This window comes from Streptomyces odontomachicola (genome assembly GCF_039605595.1).
GTDB lineage: Bacteria > Actinomycetota > Actinomycetes > Streptomycetales > Streptomycetaceae > Streptomyces.
Genome location: NZ_JBCFOK010000020.1, coordinates 1 through 25,227 on the forward strand (window position 1 = coordinate 1; position 25,227 = coordinate 25,227).

The following is a 25,227-nucleotide window of genomic DNA, read 5'->3' on the forward strand; positions in this document are numbered from 1 at the left end:
GTTAGCTCGGGGGGCACATAACCCTGTGGCCGCTGGTTCAAACCGGGCCCCCGATACTGCACCGGAGACGGCCCCGGAGACAACCCACTCCGGGCCCTTCTCCGTTGCTGGGGGAAATCCCCAAGAACCGGTGGGCGCAAGCGGTTTGAGAGGTCTCTGTGTCGGGAAGTCGACAAACCTCCGAAGTGACTTCACTGGCTGCGGTATACCAGGTGTACGCGGGTTGCGGGTGGTGCGACGATGGGGCTTATGGGGGACATGACGAGGCTCAACGGTCCACCGGGGACCGGGGTGAGCCGGACCGGAGAAGCGGGCGCCGGCGACGCGGCGGCACTGAGCGTGCTCGGTGCCCAACTGCTGCGCCGCGGCGACCTGGACGGTGCCGAGCCGCATCTGCGCGCGGCCACCGCCGCCGGCGACCGCGCCGCGGCGAACAACCTCGGAGTGCTGCTGCACCAGCGCGGCTACCCGGACGAGGCGGCCGGCTGGTGGCGTATCGCCGCCGTGGCCGGATCGGCCGCGGCGGCGCACGCGTTGGGTCGGCACCACCGCGAGCGCGGCGATGAGCCCGCGGCGCACTACTGGCTGCGGCAGTCCGCCGAGTCCGGTCACGCGCTGGGGGCGTACGCGCTCGCCGATCTGTTGGAACACCGGGGCGAGGAGGGAGCCGAGGAGTGGTTCCGCTCCGCGGCCGAGCGGGGGCACCGCGAGGCCGCGTACCGGGTGGGGCGGATCGTGGCCGAGCGCGCGGGTCTGGACGCCGGCCGCGGCACCGGTGAGGGACGTGCGGATCTCCGTGGCGGCGCGGGGGCGCCCGCGGATCTCCGTACGCCCGCAGCCGATGGCGAGGAGCCGGACGAGGACGCCGAGAGCGCGGCCGAGCAGGCCGAGCAGTGGTATCTCCAGGCGGCAGCCCGCGGGCACCGCAGGGCGGCGCTGCGGCTCGGCGCGATTCTGGAGCGGCGCGGCGAGCTGAAAGAGGCCGGGCGCTGGTATCTCACGGCCGCCAAGGACGGCGAGGCGCGGGCCGCCTGCGCGCTCGCCTTCCTGCTGCGCGACGCGGGTGACGAGGAGAGCGCCGCGGTGTGGTGGAAGCGCGCGGCCGAGGGCGGGGACGGCGACGCCGCCAACGCGCTGGGCGCGCTGCACGCCGAGCGCGGCGAACGCCAGGCCGCCGAGCGGTGGTACAGGGTCGCGCTCGAAGCCGGCTGTGACAACGGTGCCTTCAACCTCGGGCTGCTCTGCGCCGCGCAGGGCCGCATCGCGCAGGCCGAGCAGTGGTATCGCAGGGCCGCGTACGCGGGGCATCGCGAGGCCGCCAACGCGCTCGCCGTGCTGCTGCTCCAGCGCGGCGACGGCGACGGCGCCGAGCCGTGGTTCTCCAAGGCCGCCGAGGCCGGGAGCGTGGACGCCGCGTTCAACCTCGGCATCCTGTACGTGGGCCGCGGCGACGACCGCACGGCGCGCACCTGGTATGAGCGCGCCGCGTCCGCCGGACACGCGGAGGCCGCGCTCCAGGTGGGCATCGCGCTGCTGCGGGAGGGCGAAGAGCAGGAGGCCGAGCGGCAGTTGAGGTGCGCGGCGGGCGGCGGCAGCGTCGAGGGAGCGTTCCGCCTGGGGTCGCTGCTGGAGCGGCGCACCCCGCGCGAGCAGCCGGCCGCAGGCCAGCCCTCGGGAGGCGCACGCGCCGAGTACGAGGAGTGGTACGAGCGCGCCGCCGAGCAGGGTCACCGCAGGGCCCAGGTCCGCCTGGGCATGGTGGCCGCCTCCCGGGGCGAGGTCGTGGACGCGGCCCGCTGGTATCGCGCGGCGGCCGAGGCGGGCAGCGCGCACGGTGCGTTCAACCTCGGGCTGCTGCTGGCCCGCGAGGGCGGCGAGCCGGAGGCGGCGCTGTGGTGGCGGCGCGCGGCGGAGGCGGGGCACGGGCGTGCCGCGCTGCGCCTCGCGCTGATCCACGCGCGTCGCGGCGAGCTGGCCGAGGGTCAGCAATGGTGCGCGCGCGCCGTGGAGTTGGGCCCGGCCGAGGTGGCCGAGCGCGCGGCGCGGCTGCGTGAGGCGCTGGGTACGGAGCTGACGGCGTAGGGGAGGTGCGCACGGGGCGACTCGTGCGCACCTCCCCGCCGGTCTCCGTACGGCCCCGCCGGTCTCCGCGCGGCGTTGCGCACGAGGTGGCAGTGGCGCATCGGCACGGAATTTGCACTGGTCGTCGGCCTGTGGTTAAAGTAGAGACACATCAACGGCGCGGGGTGGAGCAGCTCGGTAGCTCGCTGGGCTCATAACCCAGAGGTCGCAGGTTCAAATCCTGTCCCCGCTACTGATGACTGGGGCCCGGATCTTCGGATCCGGGCCCCAGTTCTGTTTGCGGACCGTGCGCCCGCGGCCTTCACGGCTTGTGGCCGACGGCCTCCGCGTACAGCTTGCGGTCCACGAGCCGCTCCTCGGGGAGCGGGCGTCCCGTGGTGACCCCGGCGTCCTTGTACGCCTTCTGCAGGCGGGCCGTCGTGCCCTTGCGGATCTCCCAGTCCACGCGCAGCGACGGCACCGAGGTGAGCACCTTCGGGTCCTGCTTCAGCAGCCGCGAGAGCTCGGCGACGAAGGCGGGATCCTTCTTGTAGTCGCCCTTGAAGTAGGTGTTCACGGTGCGGATGTAGCCGCGCAGCAGGGCGACCCCGGCGTCCACGTCCTCGCCGAGGAGGTTCGGGCCGTAGAGGGCGCCGCCCAGGGGTTCGCCGACGGGCTGGCCGCCGAGGAAGGCGTACCGGCCGTCGCCGTGCACCTTGCGCCAGACCGGGTCGAGCAGCCAGGCGGAGTCGGCGCCGCCGCCCTTGAGCGCGGTGAGGACGTCGGAGGAGCCGAGCTGCTGGAAGGTGACGGACTTCATGTCCGCGCCGTGCCGGGCGAAGATGCGGTCCATCGGGTACGCGATGACCGAGCCCTTGCCGATCATCGTGCCGATCTTCCGGCCCTTCATCCTCGCCGAGGCGGCGGTCTCGCCCTTGCGCAGCTTCACCCACAGCCCGCTCTTGGAGGACGGGTCGGGGGAGAAGTTGCCCGCCACCCAGCGGATGTCGAAGCCGCCGTTGATGCCGTTCACGACCGCCGCCTCGGGGGCCGCCCACAGGGCGTCGATCTCTCCCTTGGCCAGCAGCGGCAGTGCCTCGGGGGTGGGCAGCACGCGGATGTCCACGTCCAGGCCCTCCTTCGCGAACTCGCCCTTCCGCACGGCGAGTCGGAGCGGGGCCACGTACTCGGCGCTCAGGGTGCCGGTCGCGATCGTGAGCCTGCGCTTCTTCTTGAGCGGGCGCGGGGCCGGCGCCCCCTTGTCGCAGCGGGCCGGGGCGCGGTCGCGGGCCAGGTCGGCCGGGTCGGTCCAGGACCGCTCGCCGCAGCCCCGTACGGGGGTGATCTCGCGGGGGGCGGTGCTGATGGCGCCGCCGCCTTCACCGGCGGCGCTGCACCCGGCGAGCAGGAGCAGCGCGGCCAGGGCGGCCAGGGCACGAGGGCGCACGAGTACCTCCGTAGGGCAGGGGTGGCTTCGGTACGGGGCCGGCTTCCGTAAGGCGGGGGCGGGGCTCAGGACTGGCCGCGGCCGCGGTCGCGCGGGGCCCAGGGGGTGAGGAACCGGCCCGCCAGGCGCACCAGTTCGGAGAAGAGGACGCCCAGCAGCGCGACGCAGACGATGCCCACGAACATCACGTCGTTCTGGAACAGCGCGCGCGAGTCGAAGATCAGGTGGCCCAGCCCGTCGGTCGCGGCGATGGACTCGGAGGCGACGATCACCAGCACCGCGACGCCGGCCGCGATCCGCGCGCCGACCAGCACCGAGGGCAGCGACGCCGGGAGCAGCACGTGCCGGAACATCTGCCAGTGCCCGGCGCCGAACACCCGCCCCGCGTCCCGGTGTCCGTCGGGGACGGCGAGCACCGCGGCCATGGTGGAGATCCACACGAAGAAGAAGACCGTCGCGGCGACCAGCGCGATCTGCGGGCCCTCGCCGAGTCCGAACATGTTCAGGAAGATCGGCAGCAGCGCCAGCTTCGGCACCACGTACAGCGCGTCCAGCATGGGCTCCAGCGCGGCGCGCACCAGCGGCAGCGAGCCCATGAGCAGGCCGAGCAGCCATCCCGACGAGGTGCCGAGCAGGTATCCGGCGAGGACGCGCTTGAGTGTGGCCCACGTGTCGGGCCACAGCTCGCCGTCCGCCGCGCGCTGCCAGCCGTCCGCGAGGATCGCCGAGGGGGCGGGATAGACGCGCGCGTCGATCCAGTTCCGGGTGGCGGCGAGCTGCCACAGGAGGATCAGTACGAGGGGTACCGCGAGGGCGAGGGTGAGTTCGAGCGCCCGGCGCCTGCGGTACGTCCGCTCGGGGGCGGTCTCGGCGGGGCCCGGCCGGCGTACGAGAAGGGACTGCTGACCGCCTGCCGCCGCGCCCTTCGCCGGTTCCGTGGTGTCCGTGCTCACGTGGTGGCCTCCGTCCGTGCCGCCTGCGTGCGTACCGCGTCACCGACCTCGCCGCGCAGGAGCTCCCACAGCTCGTCCTTGAGCGCGGTGAACCCCGGGGCCGAGCGGACCTCACCGGTGCGCGGGCGTCCGAAGGGAGGGCGCCGCTCGGCGATGATCCGCCCGGGGCGCGCCGACATCACCAGCACGCGGTCGCCGAGCACCAGGGCCTCTTCGAGGCTGTGCGTGATGAACAGGGTGGTGGTGCGGGTGGACTGGGTGAGCGCGAGCAGCTCGTCCTGGAGGATGGTGCGGAGCTGGGCGTCCAGGGCCGCGAACGGCTCGTCCATCAGCAGCAGTTCGGGCTCGACGGCGAGCGCCCTGGCGATGGCCACGCGCTGCCGCATCCCGCCGGAGAGCGCCGCGGGGTAGGCGCCGGCGAACTCGGCGAGCCCCAGCCGCTCCAGCCACTCGCGGGCCCGCGCGTCGGCCTCGCGGCGGCGCACCCGCCGCACGTCCAGGCCGAAGCGCACGTTGGCCTGCACCGTTTTCCAGTCGTAGATCCCGTAGTCCTGGAAGATCATGGCCGCGGGATGCCGCGCCTCGGTGCGTACGGTCAGCTCGCCGCCGGAAGGGCGCAGCAGGCCCGCGGCGATGCGCAGCAGCGTGGACTTGCCGCAGCCCGAGGGGCCGACCAGGCAGACGAACTCGCCGGGCGCGACGTCCAGTTCCAGCGGCCCGAGCGCGTCGAGGCGCCGGGAGCGCCGCCCGAAGCTCCGGGTGAGCGCGGTGGCGCTGAGCTTCGGCCGGCCCTCCGGTCTGTCGGATGCGGTGTCGCCTGAGGTGTCCATCGCCGGGACGATATGACGACCCGTCAGCTAAGGGAAGAGGCGTGCACGGGCGCGGCAGCGGGCGGGGTACGGGGCGGTGCCGGACGCGAAAAGGGCCCGCACCTCAGGGGTGCGGGCCCGACGCCCCGTACGGGCGCGTGCGGTCGGTCGGGTCAGGAGCCGCGGCAGTCCGGGCAGGTGCCGCGGTAGGTGACCTCGGCGTCGGCGATGGCGAAGCCGTACCGCTCGGCCTCGGGGAGGCTGGCGATGGGGTCGCCCATGGGGTGGACGTCGCGGATCGCGCCGCACTTCGAGCACACGAGGTGCTGGTGGGAGTGGCGGGCGTTGGGGTCGTACCGTTTCGCGCGGCCGTCCGTGGCGACCTCGATCACCTCGCCGATGGTGACCAGCTCGCTGAGCGTGTTGTAGACGGTGGCCCGCGCGATCTCCGGCAGTTTCTCGGACGCGCGCGCGTGCACCTCGTCGGCGGTGTAGTGCACGTGGTCGCCGTCGAGCACCTCGGCGACGACTCGCCGCTGCGCGGTGAGCCGCCAGCCGCGATCGCGGAGTCGTTCCAGCAGGTCACTCATGCCCTCAGGATAACAAGTCCGGTCCATAGGCAGAACCCGTATGGGATTCGTCTTCATCTTGACTTGGACAATGTCCAATGTAGGATCGTGTTCGGCGTAGCCAAGGACAGGCTTGAGGCACAGGAGGCGCACGTGACGGTGCAGGAAGAGACCACCGGACCGCTGACCACGGAGGCCGGCGCTCCGGTTGCCGACAACCAGCAGACCCAGACCGCCGGTGTCGGGGGCCCCGCGCTCATACAGGACCAGCTGCTGCTGGAGAAGCTCGCGCACTTCAACCGCGAGCGGATCCCGGAGCGGATCGTGCACGCCCGCGGCGCGGGTGCGTACGGCAAGTTCACGGTCACCGGGGATGTGACCAAGTACACCCGCGCGAAGTTCCTCTCCGAGATCGGCAAGGAGACCGAGGTCTTCCTGCGCTTCTCGACCGTCGCGGGGAACCTCGGCGCGGCCGACGCCGTGCGCGACCCGCGCGGCTTCGCGCTGAAGTTCTACACCGAGGAGGGCAACTACGACCTCGTCGGCAACAACACCCCGGTGTTCTTCATCAAGGACGCCATCAAGTTCCCCGACTTCATCCACACCCAGAAGCGCGACCCGTACACCGGTTCCCAGGAGCCGGACAACGTATGGGACTTCTGGGGCCTGTCGCCGGAGTCCACGCACCAGGTGACCTGGCTCATGGGCGACCGCGGCATCCCGGCCTCGTACCGGCACATGGACGGCTTCGGCTCGCACACGTTCCAGTGGACGAACGAGTCCGGCGAGGTCTTCTGGGTGAAGTACCACTTCAAGACCGACCAGGGCATCAAGAACCTCACCCAGGCCGAGGCCGACAAGCTCGCCGGTGAGGACCCCGACAGCCACCAGCGGGACCTGCGCGAGGCCATCGAGCGCGGCGACTACCCGAGCTGGACCGTCGGCGTGCAGATCATGCCAGCGGCCGACGCGGCGAACTACCGCTTCAACCCGTTCGACCTGACCAAGGTGTGGCCGCACGAGGACTACCCGGTCATCGAGTTCGGGAAGCTGGAGCTCAACCGCAACCCGCGCAACATCTTCGCCGAGGTCGAGCAGTCGATCTTCTCCCCGCACCACTTCGTGCCGGGCATCGGCCCCTCGCCGGACAAGATGCTGCAGGGCCGCCTCTTCGCGTACGGCGACGCGCACCGCTACCGCGTCGGCATCAACGCCGACCACCTGCCGGTGAACGAGCCGAAGGCGGCCGAGGCGCGCAGCCACGGCCGGGACGGCGTGATGTACGACGGCCGGCACGGCGGCGCGAAGAACTACGAGCCCAACAGCTTCGGCGGCCCGTTCCAGACGAACCGCCCGCTGTGGGAGCCCACCGCGGTCTCCGGCGTGACCGGTGACCACGAGGCGCCCTCGCACGCCGAGGACGACGACTTCGTGCAGGCGGGCAACCTCTACCGGCTGATGTCGGAGGACGAGAAGAAGCGTCTGATCGACAACATCTCCGGCGGGCTCTCGCAGGTCTCGCGCGAGGACATCGCGCAGCGCGCGATCGAGAACTTCCGCAAGGCGGACGAGGACTTCGGCAAGCGGCTGGAGGCCGCGGTCCAGGCCCTGCGCGGCTGACGAGACACCGCTCGCCGAATGAACCCGGAGGGACCGGAAGCCCGCGCGGCTCCGGTCCCTCCGGTGTTGTCACACCGCCATCTCCTCGGCGCGCGGCGCACGCTCAGTGGCCCCGGCCCAGCAGCGCACGATGTCGCGCACCGACACGATGCCCACCGGTTCCTTCTCATCGAGCACGATCAGGTGCCGGAAGCCGCCGCGGGTCATGGCGTCGGCCGCCTCCTGGAGCGTCCAGCTTCGCGCGGCGAAGACCACGTCGGTCGTGGTGTGGGACTCCGCCGTCTCGCGGTCCGGATTCTGTCCGGCGCCGAGGGAGTTGAGGATGTCGCGCTCGGTCAGTATGCCGAGGTTGCTGTCGTCGGGGTCGAGGACGACGGCCGCGCCGACCCGGCGGGCCGACATCAGCTCTGCGGCCTGGCGGAGGGTGTGGGCGGGGCCGATGGTGAGCACCACGGTGCTCATGGCGTCAACTACGCGGGTGGTCATGGCCGTTGGCCACCTCCTAGACGGGCTTGGCGGAACTGCTCCTGCTGGACCAGCGAGGGGGCTGACCAGCGGTTCGGCTGGAGAAGCAATTCACAAGCGCACAAGCGGTCGAGCCTTCATGTTCACACCTGGCCCGGGCCACAACAAGGGGCGCGCGAATCGCCCGGCCGCGAACGGCGGGATACGCGCGCCCCTGGAAGGTGAATGGCCGTCAGTCGCCGGGCGCTCGGAGGCAGTGCGTGCGCCCCGGGAATCGGGTTCGCGTCAGGCCGTCAGATAGCCGAGCAGCCTGTCGTGCAGCAGGCCGTTGGAGGCCGCGGCGTTCCCGCTGTTCGGGCCGCGGTTGCCGTCCAGGCCCGTGAAGGTGCCGCCGGCCTCCTCGACGATCACCGCGTTCGGCGCCATGTCCCAGAGCGACAGCTCCGGTTCGGCGCACATGTCCACCGAGCCCTCGGCGACCATCATGTACGGCCAGAAGTCGCCGTAGCCGCGGGTCCGCCAGCAGTCCCGGGTCAGGTCCATGAAGCCGCCGAGCATGCCCCGCTCCTCCCAGCCGGTCAGCGAGGAGTACGCGAAGGAGGCGTCCTGGACCTCGGCGACCTGCGAGACCTGGAGCCTGGTCGCCTTCTGGAGGCTGCGGCCCGTGTAGGCGCCGCTGCCCTTCGCCGCCCACCAGCGGCGGTTGAGCGCCGGCGCCGAGACCACGCCGACCACCGGCCGGTCGCCGCCCTCACCCAGCTCCATGAGGGCGATGAGGGTGGCCCAGACCGGGACGCCGCGCACGTAGTTCTTGGTGCCGTCGATGGGGTCGATGACCCAGCGCCGCGGGCCGTGCCCCTCGGTGCCGAACTCCTCGCCCAGCACCGCGTCCCGGGGTCGGGTGCGCTGGAGCGAGGTACGGATCAGCTCCTCGGCCGCCTTGTCGGCCTCGCTCACCGGCGTCATGTCGGGCTTGGTCTCGACCTTGAGGTCGAGAGCCTTGAACCGCTCCATGGTCGCGGCGTCGGCGGCGTCGGCCAGCACGTGGGCGAGACGCAGATCATCGTGGTAGTCCAGCATGTGCGAACAGTATCGATCCGCCAGGGGCGCAGCCACAGCAGACGGGGCGTGAGGCGGTCCTGCGGGGGCCGACGGAGTGCCATGGGCATGCCCATTCGGGAAGTGCGTGACGTATTGACACCGCCTGGCGGTGCGTCAATTCTGTCCGGCACCCCAGCCGTCGGGTACGGGAGGCGACGATGCCGACTGCGCGCGAGTCCCTGCTCGAAGCCGCGCACTCCGCGGTGGCCACACAGCCCTGGACGAGTGTGCGGATGGTGGACGTCGCCGCAGCCGCTGGGGTGTCCCGGCAGACCCTCTACAACGAGTTCGGCAGCAAGGACGGCCTGGGCGCCGCCCTCGTCAACCGGCTCGTCGAGGGCTTCCTGGACGGCGCCGCGCGCTCGGCCGTCGAGGCGGGCCGCCGCGGCGCCGACCCCGCCACCTGCTGTGCGGCGGCCGCCGCGTGGATGCTGCGCACCGCGCGCGGCGAGCCCATCGTGCGGGCCGCGCTGACCGGTTGCTGGAGCACCCGCATGCCGCTGCCCGCCTCGCCGCAGCACTCGCCCTCGGGGAGCGCGGCCGCCCCGCCGGGTGAGCCGGGACGGCTGGCCGCCGTGCTGCGCGACCGTACGGTCTCCGGGCTCGCCTCCGGCGGCGCCCCGCTGCCGCCCGCGCTGTCACCGGCCGCGCTCTCGCCCGCGTACGACGCCGGGCTGCGGGTCGCACTCTCGTACGTGGTGGCGCCCGCCGACGCCCCGGACGACGAGACCTGCGGGCGGGTCGGCGACGTCGTACGGGCGCTGCTGGCCGCGGACGGCTGAGCGCAACGGGCCGCGGCACACGCGCCGCTGAGGGACGGTCAGTGCGCTCCGCCGGAGAGCTGGAGCCCCACCACGCCCAGGATGACCAGCGAGATGGAGACCAGCTTGAGCGCGGACACCACGTCGCCGAGGAAGATCATCCCGTAGATCGCGGTGCCGGCCGCGCCGATGCCGGTCCACACCGCGTACGCGGGGCCGACGTCCAGGCGCTTCAGCGCGAGGGTCAGCAGACCGAAGCTGCTCAGCGCGAAGACGCAGAACAGGACCGTCGGCCACAGCCTGGTGAAGCCGTGCGACAGCTTGAGACAGACGGCGAAGCCGGTCTCGAGGAGTCCCGCGAAGACGACCAGGAACCAGGCCATGGTTGATGTGCCTCCCGTTGGGTGCTGCTCGTTTGTGTGAGTATGCACTTAACGCGGGGACGTGGCGGGTCAATCCCCTTCGCGGCGTTCGCGCGTCGCCAGCAGGCGGCGCAGCGAGTGCAGCCTCGCCGGGTCGGCGTGGCCGTCCGCGACCCACTGGTCCAGCGCGCAGTCCGGCTCGTCGTGGCTGCACGCGCGCGGACACCCCTCGGCCCCCGGCTCCAGGTCCGGGAACGCGTGGATGACGCGCGCCGGGTCCACATGGTTGAGCCCGAAGGACCGTACGCCCGGGGTGTCGATGACCCAGCCGTTCGCGCCGTCGGGGGAGGGCTCGTCCTCGGTGTCCTCGGCGTCCTCCGCTTCCGGCGGGTCGGGCAGCGGGAGCGCCAGCGCCGAGGTGGTGGTGTGCCGGCCGCGCCCGGTCACCGCGTTGACGTGCCCGACCGTGCGGCGGCGCTCCGGCACCAGGGCGTTCACCAGGGTGGTCTTGCCGACCCCGCTGTGACCGACCAGCGCGGTGCTGCGGCCGTACAGCAGCGCGCGTACCCTCTCCGCCGCTTCGCCGTCGTCCAGCTCGGCGCGGCTGGTGACCACGGTCCGCACGCCCAGCGGCTCGTACGCCTCCAGCATCGGTCCCGCGTCCGCCAGGTCGGACTTGGTCAGCACCAGCAGCGGCTCCAGGCCCGCGTCGAAGGCGGCGACCAGGCAGCGGTCGATCAGCCGCGGGCGCGGCTCGGGGTCGGCCAGCGCGGTCACGATGGCGAGCTGGTCGGCGTTGGCGACGACGATCCGCTCGTACGGGTCGTTGTCGTCCGCCGTCCTGCGCAGCGCGGAGGAGCGCGGCTCCACCCGCACGACGCGGGCCAGCGTGTCCTTGGCGCCCGTGAGGTCGCCGACCAGGGCGACCCGGTCACCCACCACGACGCCCTTGCGGCCGAGTTCGCGCGCCTTCATCGCGGTGATCGTGCGGCCCTCGACGAGGCAGGTGATCCGCCCGCGGTCGACGGTCACCACGAAGCCCTCGGCGGCGTCCTCGTGCTTGGGGCGGGTGTGGGTGCGCGGACGGCTGCCCTTGCGGCTCGGGCGTACCCGGATGTCGTCCTCGTCGGTGTGCTTGCCGTAGCGGCGCATCGCGGGAGCCCTCTCAGGCTCTCTCTCCGGCCGGACTCGGCACCGGCGAGCCGTCCCCCGCACCGTCGTCCCCGGCCCCGCCGAGCATCCCGGCCCACAGCTCGGGGAAGTCGGGGAGGGTCTTGCCTGTGGTGGCGATGTTCTCCACGCGCACGCCCTCGACCACCAGGCCCAGCAGCGCGCCGGCGGTGGCCAGCCGGTGGTCGTCGTACGTGTGGAAGACGCCGCCGTGCAGCGGGCGCGGGCGGATGCGCAGGCCGTCCTCGGTCTCGGTGACGTCGCCGCCCAGGCCGTTGATCTCCTTGGTCAGCGCGGCGAGCCTGTCCGTCTCGTGCAGCCGCAGGTGCGCGACGCCGCGCAGCACGGACTCGCCGTCAGCGAGCGCGGCCACGGCGGCGATGCCCGGGGTCAGCTCGCCGACCTCGCTCAGGTCCACGTCGATGCCCTTGATCCGGCCGCCGCCGGTCAGGGTCAGGCCGCGGTCGTCGAGCTCGCAGGAGCCGCCCATCGCGGTGAAGATCTCGCGCAGCGCGTCGCCGGGCTGCGTCGTGTGCTGCGGCCAGTCGGGGATGGTGACCCGGCCGCCGGTGATCAGCGCCGCGGCGAGGAAGGGCTGCGCGTTGGAGAGGTCGGGCTCCACGGTCAGGTCGCGGCCCAGCAGCGCGCCGGGGGTGACCCGCCACACGTCGCGCTCGCCGCCGTCCTCGGGGGCGTCGACCTGGGCGCCTGCCTGGCGCAGCATGTCCACGGTCATCCGGATGTGCGGCAGCGAGGGCAGGGCGCCGCCGGTGTGCCGGACCTCCACGCCCTGGTTGAACCGCGGCCCGGACAGCAGCAGGGCGCTCACGAACTGGCTGGAGGAGGACGCGTCGACCTCCACGGCGCCGCCGTCCAGCGAACCGCTGCCGTGCACGGTCATCGGCAGCGCGCCGCGCCGGTCGTCCTCGACGCGGGCGCCGAGCGCGCGCAGGGCGTCGATCACGCCGTGCAGCGGGCGCTCGTAGGAGCGCGGGTCGCCGTCGAAGCGGACCGGGCCGTCGGCCAGCGCGGCGACCGGCGGGAGGAAGCGCATCACGGTGCCCGCGTTGCCCACGTCGACGGTGGCCGGGCCGTAGAGCCCGTCGGGGATGACGCGCCAGGACTCGCCCGCGCCGCCGGGGGTGCCTGAGGAGGGGGCGGGCGAGGAGTTGGAGGACACCGTCTCCTCGATGTCCGCACCGAGCGTGCGCAGCGCGTCCGCCATCAGCAGGGTGTCGCGGGAGCGCAGCGGGCGGCGCAGCCAGCCCGGCTCGGAGGCGAGCGCGGCCAGCACCAGGCCGCGGTTGGTGACCGACTTGGACCCGGGCACGGTGACGGTCGCGTCGACGGGGCCTGACGCGAGCGGAGCGGGCCAGAGAGCTGCGGCTTCGGTGTGGTCGGTCATGCCGCCCACTTTAGTGGTTCGGCCGGGGGCACCATCTTGATCAAATACGGCGAAATACCGTCGAAACATGGCACTGATAGCGGGCCGGGCGCGCTGTGCGCTGCGCCCGCGGCCCGCACCGGCCGGCCTCCTCGGGGCCCGACTCAGAGCCCGAGCAGCCAGCGTCCCCCGCCGAGCAGCGAGCACAGCGCCACCGCGTGGAAGAGCAGCAGCCAGGCGGCGGCGGGGAGGTGGGTGAGCCGGGCGAGCTGGTCGGCGTCCGAGTCGGGCGCACCGTGGCCGCCGCGCATCCCGCGCGGGCGCCGCTTGCGCTGCAGCTCGAAGACCGGCCGTACGCCGCCGAGCAGCAGGAACCACACGACCCCGTACGCGAAGGCCGCCTGCACCTCGGCCCCCGTCAGCCAGGAGACCAGCAGGAAGGCGCCGCCGGCGACCACGACGGTGAGCACCCCGTAGGCGTTCCTGATCATGACCAGCATCAGGAGGAGCAGGGCCGTGGCGCTCCACAGCAGCAGCGTGATGTGGTTCGCGGCCAGCAGCCAGGCGCCGCCGAGGCCCAGGAGCGGCGGCGCCGTGTAGCCGGCGGCCGCGGTGAGCACCATGCCGATGCCGTGCGGCTTGCCCCGCGAGACGGTCAGGCCCGAGGTGTCGGAGTGCAGTCTGATGCCGTCCAGGCGGCGGCCCGAGAGCAGCGCCACCAGCCCGTGGCCGCCCTCGTGCGCGATGGTGACCGCGTTCCGCGAGAGCCGCCATATGCCGTGCGGGATCACGGCGGCGAGGGCCACCAGGCCGGTGATCACGACCAGCCACTGGTCCGGGTCGGGCTGGGTGCCGAAGACCCGGTCCCAGATGTCGGTGATATTCGCGGTGTCCATCGCTTCCTTGTCTCCCGCCGCCGTCTGCCGGCCGTTCCGTTGCCGTGCGCGCCGCCCGTTGCCGTCTGTTGCTGGAGCGCCGCCGTGCCCGCAGGTGTTTCTCCGCGGCCCCGCTGCACCGGGGACGCTTCCGTACGCGCGTCCGGTTTCCTGCCCTCCCGGGACGCGCGCCGTGGCAGTGTGGCAGCTATGTGCGGGAGGTTTGCAGCGAGCCGGCGGCCGGAGGAACTGGCCGAGCTGTTCGCGGTGGAGAAGTGGGAGCCCGACGAGGCTCCGGCGCAGGACTGGAACGTGGCGCCCACGAAGGAGGTGTACGCGGTCCTCGACCGCCCTCTCAAGGGCTCGGGCGACCCGCGTCCCGTCCGGCAGATGCGGCCGCTGCGCTGGGGGCTGGTCCCCTCGTGGGCGAAGTCACCCGACATGGGCGTGAAGATGATCAACGCACGCGCCGAGACGGTGCACGAGAAGTCCTCGTACCGCAAGCCGTTCACCGCCCGGCGCTGCCTGCTGCCGGCCGACGGCTACTACGAGTGGGTCACGGCGAAGGGCGAGCTCGCGCTGGAGCAGGAGGGCAGGAAGAAGCGGCCGCGCAAGCAGCCCTACTTCGTGACCCCGGCGGACGGCTCGGTGATGGCGATGGCCGGGCTGTACGAGTTCTGGCGGGACAGGACCCTGCCCGACGACCACCCGCGCGCCTGGTGGGCGACCTGCACCGTGATCACCACGGAGGCCGAGACCACCCCGCTGGCCGGTGCCCCGCGCGAGGGCGGCCCGCAGGCGCTGGCCGACATCCACCCGCGCATGCCCCTGATGCTCACCCCGGACCGCTGGAGCGACTGGCTGGACCCGGCGCGCACCGACCCCGAGGAGCTGCGCGGCCTGCTGGTGCCCCCGCCGCCCGGCACCCTGCGCGCGTACCCGGTCTCCACGGAGGTCAGCAACGTGCGCAACAACAGCCCCGAGCTGGTGCGGGAGCTGGACGGTCCCGAGGTCGGCACGCTGTTCTGAGCGGAGCCGCTGTGCCGGGGCCGTCGTGCCGGACCGCCTTGTTGGGATGCGCGGCGCCGTGTCGCGTCGGGGCTCCGGTGGGTGAACTCCCGTACGGGGCACGGCAGGATGCCCCCATGAGCGACCACAGCGACCACACCGGCACCCCCAGCAAGCAGCTCGTGAGCACCCCCGCCGGGGACGCGCGGATCACCTGGCACTCCGCGCGGGAAGCGCGCGCCGTCCTGGCGCTGGGCCACGGCGCCGGCGGCGGCATCGAGGCGCGGGACCTGCGGGCGCTCGCCGCGGCGCTGCCCGCGCGCGGGTTCACCGTCGCGCTGGTCGAGCAGCCCTGGCGCGTGGCAGGCAAGAAGCTCGCGCCCGCGCCGAAGACCCTGGACACGGCGTGGAGCGCGCTGTGGCCCGCGTTGCGCGGGGCCGGCCTCCCGGTGGTCGCCGGGGGCCGCAGCGCCGGAGCCAGGGTGGCCTGCCGTACGGGGGCCGAGCTGGGCGCCCACGCGGTGCTCGCGCTCTCCTTCCCGCTGCACCCGCCGGGCAAGCCGGAGAAGTCCCGCGCCGAGGAGCTGACGGGGACCGGGCTGCCGGTGCTGGTGGTGCAGGGCGGGCGCGATCCGTTCGGGAAGCCGGAGGAGTTCCCCGCGCTGCCCGCGGACGACGGGCTGCTCGAAGTCCCGTACGGGGACCACGGTTTCGCGGTGCCCAAGAGCGCGGGCGTCACCGAGGAGGAGACCCTCGCGGTGATCACCGAGGGGGTGGGGGAGTGGCTCGGGAAGCGGTTCTCCTGAGGTGGGAGGCCGCGCGGGAGGCCGTGGTCCCGGGGTCTCCCGGGGCCGGTGTGAGCACGGGTGGCTCAACTCACCACCGGGGCGCGGGAGACGGACGCGGGGTCAGGGAATGCGCCACCGCGTGCCGGTGTTGTCGCCCACAGCAGGACGAGCACCACGTACGTCGCGATCGGGGCCACGGTCGGGACGAGCAGCCACGATGAGCACGAGATGAGGGAGCCGCCCGTATGGGTTCTGTCGCTTGCCCGCAGCGTCCCCAGGCCGCTGACCTGGACTGGGCCACGCTGGCGCTCGCCGGTGGCGCGATGTTTCCGGCGGCACGGACAGCGGATCGTCGTCTATTCTCCGATTCGAGCGGTTCCGCGACCGGAGCCGCAGTGACATCGGAGGAGGTGGGTCCGGTCGCCGGGACCGAGGACGGCACAGGCGCCGAGCAGGAGACCGAGGCGGAGACCGAGGCGCAGCGCAGCGCGCGCTTCGAGAGGGACGCGCTGAACTACCTCGACCAGATGTACTCGGCCGCCCTGCGCATGACCCGCAATCCGGCCGACGCCGAGGACCTGGTGCAGGAGACGTATGCCAAGGCGTATGCGTCCTTCCACCAGTTCCGCGAGGGCACCAACCTCAAGGCGTGGCTGTATCGCATCCTGACCAACACCTTCATCAACTCCTACCGCAAGAAGCAGCGCGAGCCGCAGCGCAGTGCCGCCGAGGAGATCGAGGACTGGCAGCTGGCGCGGGCCGAGTCGCACATGTCGACCGGACTCCGCTCGGCCGAGGCCCAGGCGCTCGACCACCTGCCGGACTCCGACGTGAAGGAGGCCCTCCAGGCCATCCCCGAGGAGTTCCGCATCGCCGTCTATCTGGCGGACGTCGAGGGCTTTGCCTACAAGGAGATCGCCGACATCATGGGGACACCCATCGGCACGGTGATGTCCCGGCTGCACCGCGGACGCCGTCAGCTCCGCGACATGCTGGAGGGCTACGCGCGCGACCGTGGCATGGTCCCGGCGGGCGCCGGCGGCCGTGGCGAAGCGCCGCACGACCGGAAAGGCTCGGACCAATGAGTTGCGGAGAGCCGCACGAGACGGACTGCTCTGAGGTCCTGGACCACCTGTATGAGTATCTCGACCGCGAGATGCCGGACAGCGACTGCGAGAAGTTCAAGGAGCACTTCGACGAGTGCTCGCCCTGCTTCGAGAAGTACGGCCTGGAGCAGGAGGTCAAGAAGCTGGTCAAGCGCTGCTGCGGCCACGACGACGTGCCCTCGGACCTGCGGGCCAAGGTGATGGGCCGGATCGAGACGATCCGCGCCGGCCAGCCGGGCCCCTCGGAGGACGAGCGGGACCCGCGCCCCGAGGCGTCCGGCGAGGGCGAGGCGGCCGGGGCCGGGCACGTCGAGGCCGAGCACGCCGAGGCGGACCGCCCGGCGCGCTGACCCTGGGTGACGGCGAAGCGGTCGCACAGGTGCCTCAACTCCGGCCGCTTTTCCCGTGATCCACCCGCGCCTCACCCGATCGTGTGAGGCGCACCCCTCCCTTACGGGGTAATGCGTTCATGCGCCCACGCCCCTGAACCCCGCCGTCATATCCTCCCCACCTGCTGTACGGGGAGGAGGCTCACGATGCGTGCACGACGGGCGGGGCTGCCGGGACGGGCGCGCGCCGCCATCGCGGGCGCCCTCTGCGCATGGGCCTGGTGCGCGGCGCCCGCCGTCCTGGACTTCCGGCACACCGAGTGGTCCGTGCTGCTCCCCGTCGCGGGGCTCTACGCGCTGTGCGAGTACATCCCGCGCTGCCCCCTGATGGGCCATCGCGTGCCGAGCAATGTGGGCGCCTTCTTCCCCATGCTGCTGACCGGCGTGTTCCTGCTCCCGCCCGAGGCCGCGGCGCTGCTGCCGCTGCCCGGCGCCCTGCTCGGCACGGTCGAGCGGCGGCACGCGGGGGCCCGCAGGCTGTGGCACACCGCCCAGCTCGGCCTCGCCGCCTGCGCGGCCGCCCGCGCGCAGACCCTGCTCAGCGGCGGCGCGGCGGACCTCAGCGGGCCGCGGGCGCCCGGCGCGCTCCGCGACTTCCCCGGCGCGCTGCTCGCCGCCGCCGTCGCCGCGCTGGTCTTCTGCGCCGTGGTCACCGCGCTGGACGGCGCCATCCTGGTGACCGCCGAGCGGCGCCCCGTCCGCACGGCCTGGCGCGGGCAGATGCTCAGGGCCGCGGTGCCGCATCTGGTGCACGGCACGGCCGGGCTGATGATGGCGGTGCTCTGGCGCAGCCCGTACGGCCCCGTGGCCGCCCTGTTCGTGCTGCTGCCCATGTGCATCTGCTGCTGGATCTTCGCGCAGTACCACCGCGAACGGGTCGCGCACCAGGCCACCATCCGCGCCCTCGTACAGGCCGTGGACATCAAGGACCGCTACACCCGCGGGCACGGCGAGCGGGTGGGCCGGGCCTCCGCGATGATCGCCCGCGAGCTGCGCATGGGCGAGGACCGCACCGAGCTGCTGCGGCTCGCGGGGATCCTGCACGACGTGGGCAAACTCGGCGTCCCCACCCGGGTGTTGCGCAAGGACGGACCGCTCACGCCCGAGGAGCGCCGGGTGATCGAGCTGCATCCGGAGTACGGCCACGAGATGGTGCGCGGCATCGGCTTCCTCGACGAGGCGCGCTCCGCGATCCTGCACCACCACGAGCGCCTGGACGGCAGCGGCTACCCGTACGGGCTCTCCGGGGGCGACATCCCCGAGGTGGCCCGCGTGGTGGCCGTCGCCGACGCCTTCGACGCGATGACCTCCACCCGCAGCTACCGGCGCGGCCGCCCCGTGCCGGCGGCCGTCGAGGAGCTGCGGCGGTGCGCGGGGACGCAGTTCGACCCCCGGATGGTGCACGCGCTCGCCGACGCGCTGGACGCCTACGGCTGGTCGCCCGCCGTCACCGCCGACCCCGAGCCGCTGCCGCCCCCGCGCGAGCCCGCGTCCCAGCACGCCGAGGAGTACGCGCAGGCCCCGGAGACCACCGGGCGGAAGGCGTGAACATGCTGGTCGGCGCCGTGTACGGGGCGGCGGCCTCGCTCACCGTCGTGGCGCTCTCGTTCACCGCCTGGCGCGGCCTCGAACAGCCCCGGCTGGCCCTGGCGTTCGGCCTCGTCATCGCCGTCGGCGAACTGGTGCGGGTGCGGCTCCCCGGCACGGGCCCCAGCGACCGCCCGGGCGGCCCGGCCACGGCGGGACCCGTCGGCACGGCGGGCGCGCTCGCCTATGCGCTGCTCGGCGAGGTCGCGGGGGAGCCCAGCACGCACGGCAGCCTCCAGTGCGTCGCCGTCACCGTGGTCGCCGCGCTCGCCGGTCTTGCCCCGCACCTGGCCGTGGCGCGGCCCGAGCGGCGCGGGCCCGCGCTGGACCACGCGGTGCGCGGCGTGCTGTCCGTGGGCTTCGCCGCCACCTGCTTCCAACCCCTCTACAACACCGGCACCTTGGACCGCTGGTTCGGCATCGGCCCGTACTACGCGCTGGCGCTGCTCGCGGTGACCCTGCTCACCGGGCTGTGCGACGCGGTGCTCGGCGCCGTACTCGCGGCCGGCCGTACGGGGCGCAGGTTCGGGCCGCTGCTGCGCGATCAACTCGGGGCCCGGGTGGGCGTGGTGCCCGCCGTCTCCGCCACCGGCGCCGTGCTGGCGCTGGCCGTGGCGGTGGTCGGGCTCTGGGCGCTCCCGGTGTTCTGCGTGCCGCTGCTGCTCACGCAGTTCTCCCTCCGCCGCTTCGCCGGGGTGCGGGCCACGTACCGCCAGACCATCGCGTCCCTCGCCCGCGCCACCGAAGTGGCGGGACACACCCCGCACGGGCACGCGCGCAGGGTGGCGGCGCTGAGCGTGGCCACCGGGCGCGAGCTGGGCCTGGGCGAGCCCGAGCTCACCGTGCTGGAGTACGCGGCGCTGATGCACGACATCGGCCAGCTCTCCCTCGTCGACCCCGTGGAGGGCGGCGCGACGGAGCCGCTGGAGGACTCCGAGCGGCGGCGCATCGCGCTGCTCGGGGGAGCGGTGGTGCGTCAGACCGGTGTCGCCTCCGAGGTGGCCCTCGTGGTGGAGCGGCAGGCCGATCCGTACCGCGAACAGCCGCTGCCCGCGCGGATCGTGCGCGCGGCGAACGCGTACGAGGACATGCTCTCGGCGGAGCCGGGGAAAGGAATAGAGGGTTCGCTGCGCGTGCTGGAGCGACTGCGGCTCGACAGCGCGTGCAGCTACGAACCACGGGTGGTGGAGGCGCTCGCCCGCGTCGTGTCACGGGGTGCGGATGCCTGACCGCCGGGTAGTGAGCGAACGTCCCGGTGGGCATGGTTGGATGCGAAGAGGGGAACCGCGGAAAGCGCGCGCAACAGGACACACGCAGCACATACGCAGCACACAGCCGTACGACGGCGGCCGGCGGCCGCGGGCGCACGGCCACGGCGGTCGAGCAGGCGAGCACGGCAACAGGCGGGAATCAGGCGGGAACATCGTGAGGATCTTCGGCAAGGTGCGGCACCGGCCCTCCGCCTCCTGGCGGCAGGCCACGGACCGCGCGTTCACGCTCATCGGCGACGGGCGCTACGAGGACGCGGGCGCGCTGCTCACCCGTGCCGCCGATCTGGAGCCGTGGCTGTCCGAGTCCTGGTTCAACCTGGCGCTGCTGCACAAGTTCCGGCACGACTGGGAGCAGGCGCGGGCCGCCGGGCTGCGCGCGGTCGCGCTGCTGGACCGCGAGACCGGCGCCCCCGACTGGTGGAACGTGGGCATCGCGGCGACCGCCCTCCAGGACTGGCCGCTGGCACGGCGTGCCTGGCAGGCGTACGGGCTGCGGGTGCCGGGCCAGGCGCAGAGCGCCGCGGCTGCGGCCGAGCCCAGCGGGATGCAGCTCGGCAGCGCCGCCGTACGGCTCTCCCCCGAGGGCGAGGCCGAGGTCGTCTGGGGCCGCAGGATCGATCCCGCCAGGCTGGAGATCCAGAGCATCCCGCTGCCCTCCTCGGGGCGCCGCTGGGGCGAGGTGGTCCTGCACGACGGCGTGCCGCACGGTGAGCGCACGACCACGGCCGGTCCCTCCTACCCGGTCTTCGACGAGATCGAGCTGTGGGCGCCGTCCCCGGTGCCGACCTGGGTCGTGCTGCTGGAGGCCGCGAGCGAGGCCGACAGGGACGCGCTGGAGCGGCTGGCGGCGGACGCGGGCTTCGCGGCCGAGGACTGGTCCTCGTCCGTGCGGCTGCTGTGCCGGTCCTGTTCGGAGAGCCGGATGCCCACCGACGAGGGCGACGGCTCGGCCCACCTGGACCCGCACGACCACAGCAGGCCGGGCCAGCCGGGACCGCTGGGCCACATGACGGCGGGCGGCCCCGGGCAGGTGTGGGTGCCCGAGCGCGAGTGCGGGCTCGCGGCGCCGGCCTCGCTGGTGCGGGGGCTGCTGGACGGCTGGGTCGCGGACAGCCCCGACACCCGGGAGTGGCGCGACCTGGAAGAGGTCTGCTGAGCGCACACGGGGCCTGCGGCAGACCCGGCGCCTTCCGGCGCCCCGTACCCTGTAGGGCGACGATTCTTCAATTCGCTGGTCGGTTCTCCGGCCGGTCAGGTCAGTGGCAGGAAGGCGTACGGCGGCATGGTGCGGCAGCAGGAGAAGAACGCGGGCGTCGGCGAGTTCATCGACGACACCCAGGACTGTGAGGCGCGGGAGACCGCGCACCGGGAGCGCGGCACCTCGCGGCCCATCACCGTCGTCGGCAACCCGGTGCTGCACAAGGAGTGCAAGGACGTCACCGAGTTCGACGCGGAGCTCGCGGCGCTGATCGACGACATGTTCGCGAGCCAGCGCACGGCCGAGGGCGTGGGCCTCGCGGCGAACCAGATCGGCGTCGACCTCAAGGTCTTCGTCTACGACTGCATGGACGACGAGGGCGTGCGGCACGTGGGCGCGGTGTGCAACCCGGTGCTGGACGAAGTCCCCGCCGAGCGGCGCGTGCTGGACGACTCCAACGAGGGCTGCCTGTCCGTGCCGACCGCCTACGCGCCGCTGGCCCGGCCCGACTACGCCGTGGTGCGGGGCCAGGACGCCGAGGGCAAGCCGGTCGCCATCGAGGGCACCGGCTACTTCGCGCGCTGCCTCCAGCACGAGACGGACCACCTGTACGGCTACCTCTACATCGACCGCCTCTCGAAGCGCGAACGCAAGGACGCCCTGCGCCAGATGGCCGAGGGCACGCCCCGCTATCCCACGGTCCCCAACGAGTGATCGCCGCGCTGCCCGGCAGCGCGAAGAGCCCGGGACCCCCCTCCGGTCCCGGGCTCTTCCGCGTCTCAGGAGGCGCCGGCCGTCAGAACTCGTCGTCGAAGGAGACCGAGCCCTCGACCGCCACCTGGTAAGCGGAGGCGCGGCGCTCGAAGAAGTTGGTCAGCTCCTGGACGTTCTGCAGCTCCATGAAGGAGAAGGGGTTGTGCGAGCCGTAGCGGACCGGGAAGCCCAGGCGGGCGAGGCGCTGGTCGGCGACGGCCTCCAGGTACTCCCGCATGGACTCGGTGTTCATGCCGGGCAGCCCCTCGCCGCACAGGTCGCGCGCGAACTGGAGCTCCGCCTCCACGGCCTCCTCCAGCATCGCGGTGACCTGCTTCTCGAGCTCGTCGTCGAAGAGCTCGGGCTCCTCCTGCCGGACCGTGTCCACGACGTCGAAGGCGAACGACATGTGCATGGACTCGTCGCGGAACACCCAGTTGGTGCCGGTGGCCAGGCCGTGCAGCAGGCCCCGCGAGCGGAACCAGTACACGTACGCGAAGGCCCCGTAGAAGAACAGGCCCTCGATGCAGGCCGCGAAGCAGATCAGGTTGAGCAGGAAGCGGCGGCGGTCCTCCTTGCTCTCCAGCCGGTCCATCTCCTCGACCGAGTCCATCCACTTGAAGCAGAACTGCGCCTTCTCGCGGATCGACGGGATGTTCTCGACGGCGGCGAACGCCTCCACCCGCTCGTCGTGGTCGGGCAGATAGGTGTCCAGCAGCGTCAGATAGAACTGGACGTGCACGGCCTCCTCGAAGAGCTGCCGGGAGAGATACAGCCGCGCCTCGGGCGAGTTGATGTGCTTGTAGAGCGTGAGCACGAGGTTGTTCGCCACGATCGAGTCGCCGGTCGCGAAGAACGCCACCAGCCGGCTGATCATGTGCTGCTCGCCCGGCGTCATCTTGGCGAGGTCGGCCACGTCGGAGTGGAGGTCGACCTCCTCGACGGTCCAGGTGTTCTTGATCGCGTCCCGGTAGCGCTCGTAGAAGTGCGGGTAGCGCATGGGGCGCAGGGTCAGCTCGAAGCCGGGGTCGAGCAGATTCTGCGTACCGGTGGTGGTCGTGTCGTCGGCGGTCGGCATTACTGGCAGGCCTCGCAGGACTCGGGGTTTTCCAGGGAGCAGGCGGCGGCTTCCTCGTCCGCCTGCTGGACGGGCAGGGTGGGCGCGGCGGTCGGGGCTGAGTCGCCGGCCGCGGTCCGTGTGCCGCCGCCCGCCGCCTGCGCGATGCGCGTGGCGGGACGCGAGCGCAGGTAGTACGTGGTCTTGATGCCCTGTCGCCAGGCGTACGCGTACATCGAGCTGAGCTTCCCGATGGTCGGCGCGGCCATGAACAGGTTGAGCGACTGGCTCTGGTCGAGGTACGGGGTGCGGGCCGCGGCCATGTCGATGACGGCGCGCTGCGGGAGCTCCCACGCGGTGCGGTACAGCGCGCGCACCTCCTCGGGGACCCACTCCAGGTCCTGCACCGAGCCGTTGGCGTCCCGCAGGGCCTCCAGCGCCTGGCCGTCCCACAGCCCGTGCCGCTTCAGCTCCTCCACCAGGTACGCGTTGACCTGGAGGAACTCACCGCTGAGGGTCTCGCGTTTGAAGAGGTTGGACACCTGCGGCTCGATGCACTCGTACACGCCCGCGATGGACGCGATGGTGGCCGTCGGCGCGATGGCGAGCAGCAGCGCGTTGCGCATGCCCGTCTGAGCGATGCGCGCGCGCAGCGCCTCCCAGCGCTCCGGCCAGTGCGGCGCCGCGTCCGCGTAGTGGTCGGGGTGCAGGACGCCGCGCGCGGTGCGGGTGTGCTCCCACGCGGGCAGCGGGCCGTGCCGCTCGGCGAGATCGGCCGACGCCTCGTAGGCGGCGAGCATGATGCGCTCGGAGATCCGCGTGGACAGCTCGCGGGCCTCGGCCGAGTCGAAGGCGAGCCGCCGCCGGAAGAACACGTCCTGCAGCCCCATCAGGCCCAGACCGACCGGCCGCCAGCGGGAGTTGGAGGCTCCGGCCTGGCCCGTGGGATAGAAGTTGATGTCCACCACGCGGTCCAGGAAGGCCACCGCGGTGCGCACGGTCGCGTCCAGGCGCTCCCAGTCCAGCTCGCCGTCCTCGTCCAGGTGCGCGGCGAGATTGACCGAGCCGAGGTTGCACACGGCGGTCTCGGAGTCGTCGGTGACCTCCAGGATCTCGGTGCACAGGTTCGAGGAGTGCACCACACTGCCCGGCTCGGCGGTCTGGTTGGCCGTGCGGTTGGAGGCGTCCTTGAAGGTCATCCAGCCGTTGCCGGTCTGCGCGAGGGTGCGCATCATCCGCGAGTACAACTGCCGCGCGGGGACGCGGCGTACGTACCGCTCCTCGGCCTCCGCCTTCCGGTACGCCGCGTCGAACTCCTCACCCCACAGGTCCACCAGCTCCGGCGCGTCAGCGGGGGAGAACAGCGACCATTCCGCATCGGCCTCCACACGGCGCATGAACTCGTCCGGGATCCAGTGCGCGATGTTGAGGTTGTGGGTGCGCCGGGCGTCCTCGCCGGTGTTGTCCCGCAGCTCCAGGAACTCCTCGACGTCCGCGTGCCAGGGCTCCAGGTAGACGCAGGCCGCGCCCTTGCGCCGGCCGCCCTGGTTGACCGCGGCCACCGAGGAGTCGAGGGTGCGCAGGAACGGCACGATCCCGTTGGAGTGCCCGTTGGTGCCGCGGATCAGCGAACCGCGGGCGCGGATGCGGGAGAACGGCAGCCCGATGCCGCCCGCGTGCTTCGAGAGCCGCGCGACCTGGTGATACCGCTCGTAGATCGAGTCCAGCTCGTCCAGCGGGGAGTCCAGCAGATAGCAGGAGGACATCTGCGGGTGCCGGGTGCCGGAGTTGAACAGCGTGGGCGACGAGGGCAGGTACGAGAGCGAGCTGGTCAGCCCGTACAGCTCGGCCACGTCGTCGAGGGCGCGCTCGGAGTCGTCCTCGGCCAGACCGCAGGCCACCCGCAGCAGGAAGTGCTGCGGCGTCTCGATGACCTTGCGGGTGGTGGGGTGCCGCAGCAGATAGCGGGAGTGCAGCGTACGCAGGCCGAAGTAGCCGAACCTGTCGTCCGCGCCGTCCGCCACCGCCCGCTCCACCAGCGCGTCGAGCCGCTCGGCGTGCAGCCGCACGAAGCGGGCCGTCCCGTCCGCGATCAGCCCCTCGCCGTGCCCGGCGGCGACCGAGGCGGAGAAGGAGTCCGCGCCCTGCGAGGCCGCCTCCTCCCGCACCGAGAGGGTCAGCAGCCGCGCGGCGAGCCGCGAATACTCCGGCTCCTCTGCGGTCAGGCCAGCGGCCGTCTCGGTGGCGAGGCCGTGCAACTCGGCGTAGTCCGCGCCGGGTTGCCGCCCGCGGCGCACGGCGGCGGCGATCCGCTCGGGGTCGGTGGCGGGCAGGCCCTCGGTCAGCTCTCCGAGCGTGCGCAGCAGGCGTTCCTCGGGGCGCCCGGGGTCTGAGCCGGGCTCCTTGTCACAAGGACCGGCCGCGCCGGAGGATGCGGCGGGTGCTGCTGGTGCGATGGTCACGGACGTGCTCTCCCTCGCGTGGCGGGGGCCG

The 25,227-nt window shown here is 72.8% G+C and carries 23 protein-coding genes and 1 tRNA gene; 12 read left to right on the forward strand and 12 right to left on the reverse strand.

Annotated features, from left to right (window positions below; translation table 11 throughout):
• The first annotated feature begins 258 nt into the window (after positions 1-258).
• Both ABEE00_RS30245 and ABEE00_RS30250 read left to right on the forward strand, forming a co-directional pair.
• Positions 259-2,082 carry a tetratricopeptide repeat protein gene (locus ABEE00_RS30245; protein ID WP_345749054.1) on the forward strand — a complete coding sequence of 608 codons (1,824 nt, stop codon included), beginning with the start codon at positions 259-261 and terminating at the stop codon, positions 2,080-2,082.
• 158 nt (positions 2,083-2,240) lie between these two features.
• Positions 2,241-2,314 (forward strand) — tRNA-Met (locus ABEE00_RS30250).
• Positions 2,315-2,383: 69 nt separating this feature from the next.
• Here ABEE00_RS30250 and ABEE00_RS30255 read toward each other — a convergent pair.
• From ABEE00_RS30255 to ABEE00_RS30270, 4 genes are all read right to left on the reverse strand, one after another.
• Positions 2,384-3,508 carry an ABC transporter substrate-binding protein gene (locus tag ABEE00_RS30255; RefSeq protein WP_345748931.1) on the reverse strand — a complete coding sequence of 375 codons (1,125 nt, stop codon included), beginning with the start codon at positions 3,506-3,508 and terminating at the stop codon, positions 2,384-2,386.
• 65 nt (positions 3,509-3,573) lie between these two features.
• Positions 3,574-4,461, reverse strand: a complete 888-nt coding sequence (locus tag ABEE00_RS30260) for an ABC transporter permease (RefSeq protein ID WP_345748932.1) — start codon at positions 4,459-4,461, stop codon at positions 3,574-3,576.
• Complete coding sequence (locus ABEE00_RS30265) at positions 4,458-5,291, reverse strand: ABC transporter ATP-binding protein (protein ID WP_345748933.1); 834 nt, start codon at positions 5,289-5,291, stop codon at positions 4,458-4,460. Before ABEE00_RS30265 ends, ABEE00_RS30260 begins: the two co-directional genes overlap by 4 nt.
• 152 nt (positions 5,292-5,443) lie before the next feature.
• Positions 5,444-5,860 (reverse strand): Fur family transcriptional regulator, encoded by a 417-nt coding sequence (locus ABEE00_RS30270; protein WP_345748934.1) that lies wholly within the window; start codon positions 5,858-5,860, stop codon positions 5,444-5,446.
• 132 nt (positions 5,861-5,992) lie between these two features.
• Between ABEE00_RS30270 and ABEE00_RS30275 the strand changes: the two genes are divergently transcribed.
• Complete coding sequence (locus ABEE00_RS30275; RefSeq protein ID WP_345748935.1) at positions 5,993-7,459, forward strand: catalase; 1,467 nt, start codon at positions 5,993-5,995, stop codon at positions 7,457-7,459.
• A 69-nt stretch (positions 7,460-7,528) separates the two neighbouring features.
• Here the strand turns inward: ABEE00_RS30275 and ABEE00_RS30280 are convergent, their stop codons facing one another.
• Complete coding sequence (locus tag ABEE00_RS30280; RefSeq protein ID WP_345748936.1) at positions 7,529-7,945, reverse strand: CBS domain-containing protein; 417 nt, start codon at positions 7,943-7,945, stop codon at positions 7,529-7,531.
• Positions 7,946-8,209: 264 nt separating this feature from the next.
• Positions 8,210-9,004 (reverse strand): histidinol-phosphatase, encoded by a 795-nt coding sequence (gene hisN / locus ABEE00_RS30285; RefSeq protein WP_345748937.1) that lies wholly within the window; start codon positions 9,002-9,004, stop codon positions 8,210-8,212.
• A gap of 179 nt (positions 9,005-9,183) precedes the next feature.
• Here hisN and ABEE00_RS30290 point away from each other — a divergent pair, with 179 nt between their 5' ends.
• Positions 9,184-9,807: a TetR/AcrR family transcriptional regulator gene (locus tag ABEE00_RS30290; RefSeq protein WP_345748938.1), complete on the forward strand. Its 624-nt coding sequence runs from the start codon at positions 9,184-9,186 to the stop codon at positions 9,805-9,807.
• Between the two features lie 38 nt (positions 9,808-9,845).
• Here the strand turns inward: ABEE00_RS30290 and ABEE00_RS30295 are convergent, their stop codons facing one another.
• The 4 genes from ABEE00_RS30295 to ABEE00_RS30310 all read right to left on the reverse strand — a co-directional run bounded on the left by ABEE00_RS30295 (position 9,846) and on the right by ABEE00_RS30310 (position 13,598).
• Positions 9,846-10,169, reverse strand: a complete 324-nt coding sequence (locus tag ABEE00_RS30295) for a DMT family transporter (RefSeq protein ID WP_345748939.1) — start codon at positions 10,167-10,169, stop codon at positions 9,846-9,848.
• A gap of 69 nt (positions 10,170-10,238) precedes the next feature.
• The gene (gene rsgA / locus ABEE00_RS30300) at positions 10,239-11,300 is read right to left on the reverse strand and encodes a ribosome small subunit-dependent GTPase A (RefSeq protein WP_345748940.1); all 1,062 of its coding nucleotides are present in this window, start codon (positions 11,298-11,300) and stop codon (positions 10,239-10,241) included.
• 13 nt (positions 11,301-11,313) lie between these two features.
• Positions 11,314-12,723 (reverse strand): 3-phosphoshikimate 1-carboxyvinyltransferase, encoded by a 1,410-nt coding sequence (gene aroA / locus ABEE00_RS30305; RefSeq protein WP_345748941.1) that lies wholly within the window; start codon positions 12,721-12,723, stop codon positions 11,314-11,316.
• Between the two features lie 143 nt (positions 12,724-12,866).
• Positions 12,867-13,598 (reverse strand): M50 family metallopeptidase, encoded by a 732-nt coding sequence (locus ABEE00_RS30310; protein WP_345748942.1) that lies wholly within the window; start codon positions 13,596-13,598, stop codon positions 12,867-12,869.
• A gap of 189 nt (positions 13,599-13,787) precedes the next feature.
• Between ABEE00_RS30310 and ABEE00_RS30315 the strand changes: the two genes are divergently transcribed.
• The 8 genes from ABEE00_RS30315 (at position 13,788) to def (ending at position 21,638) form a co-directional block, all read left to right on the forward strand.
• Positions 13,788-14,606 carry an SOS response-associated peptidase gene (locus ABEE00_RS30315; protein WP_345748943.1) on the forward strand — a complete coding sequence of 273 codons (819 nt, stop codon included), beginning with the start codon at positions 13,788-13,790 and terminating at the stop codon, positions 14,604-14,606.
• Positions 14,607-14,722: 116 nt separating this feature from the next.
• Positions 14,723-15,391, forward strand: a complete 669-nt coding sequence (locus ABEE00_RS30320; protein WP_345748944.1) for an alpha/beta hydrolase family protein — start codon at positions 14,723-14,725, stop codon at positions 15,389-15,391.
• Between the two features lie 392 nt (positions 15,392-15,783).
• Entirely contained in the window at positions 15,784-16,458 is a 675-nt protein-coding gene (locus ABEE00_RS30325) for a sigma-70 family RNA polymerase sigma factor (protein WP_345749055.1), read from the forward strand.
• Positions 16,455-16,829: a mycothiol system anti-sigma-R factor gene (gene rsrA / locus ABEE00_RS30330; protein ID WP_345748945.1), complete on the forward strand. Its 375-nt coding sequence runs from the start codon at positions 16,455-16,457 to the stop codon at positions 16,827-16,829. Before ABEE00_RS30325 ends, rsrA begins: the two co-directional genes overlap by 4 nt.
• A 186-nt stretch (positions 16,830-17,015) precedes the next feature.
• On the forward strand, positions 17,016-18,416 hold the full coding sequence (locus ABEE00_RS30335) for an HD-GYP domain-containing protein (protein ID WP_345748946.1): 1,401 nt from the start codon (positions 17,016-17,018) through the stop codon (positions 18,414-18,416).
• A 2-nt stretch (positions 18,417-18,418) separates the two neighbouring features.
• Positions 18,419-19,684 (forward strand): HD-GYP domain-containing protein, encoded by a 1,266-nt coding sequence (locus tag ABEE00_RS30340; protein ID WP_345748947.1) that lies wholly within the window; start codon positions 18,419-18,421, stop codon positions 19,682-19,684.
• A 196-nt stretch (positions 19,685-19,880) separates the two neighbouring features.
• On the forward strand, positions 19,881-20,882 hold the full coding sequence (locus ABEE00_RS30345; RefSeq protein WP_345748948.1) for a tetratricopeptide repeat protein: 1,002 nt from the start codon (positions 19,881-19,883) through the stop codon (positions 20,880-20,882).
• 126 nt (positions 20,883-21,008) lie between these two features.
• Positions 21,009-21,638 carry a peptide deformylase gene (def, locus tag ABEE00_RS30350; protein ID WP_345748949.1) on the forward strand — a complete coding sequence of 210 codons (630 nt, stop codon included), beginning with the start codon at positions 21,009-21,011 and terminating at the stop codon, positions 21,636-21,638.
• A gap of 82 nt (positions 21,639-21,720) precedes the next feature.
• On the opposite strand, the gene ABEE00_RS30355 is transcribed toward def, so the two are convergent.
• Both ABEE00_RS30355 and ABEE00_RS30360 read right to left on the reverse strand, forming a co-directional pair.
• Positions 21,721-22,755: a ribonucleotide-diphosphate reductase subunit beta gene (locus ABEE00_RS30355; RefSeq protein ID WP_345748950.1), complete on the reverse strand. Its 1,035-nt coding sequence runs from the start codon at positions 22,753-22,755 to the stop codon at positions 21,721-21,723.
• Positions 22,755-25,196, reverse strand: a complete 2,442-nt coding sequence (locus ABEE00_RS30360; RefSeq protein ID WP_451918698.1) for a ribonucleoside-diphosphate reductase subunit alpha — start codon at positions 25,194-25,196, stop codon at positions 22,755-22,757. The genes ABEE00_RS30355 and ABEE00_RS30360 overlap by 1 nt, the downstream gene beginning before the upstream one ends.
• Positions 25,197-25,227: the final 31 nt, after the last annotated feature.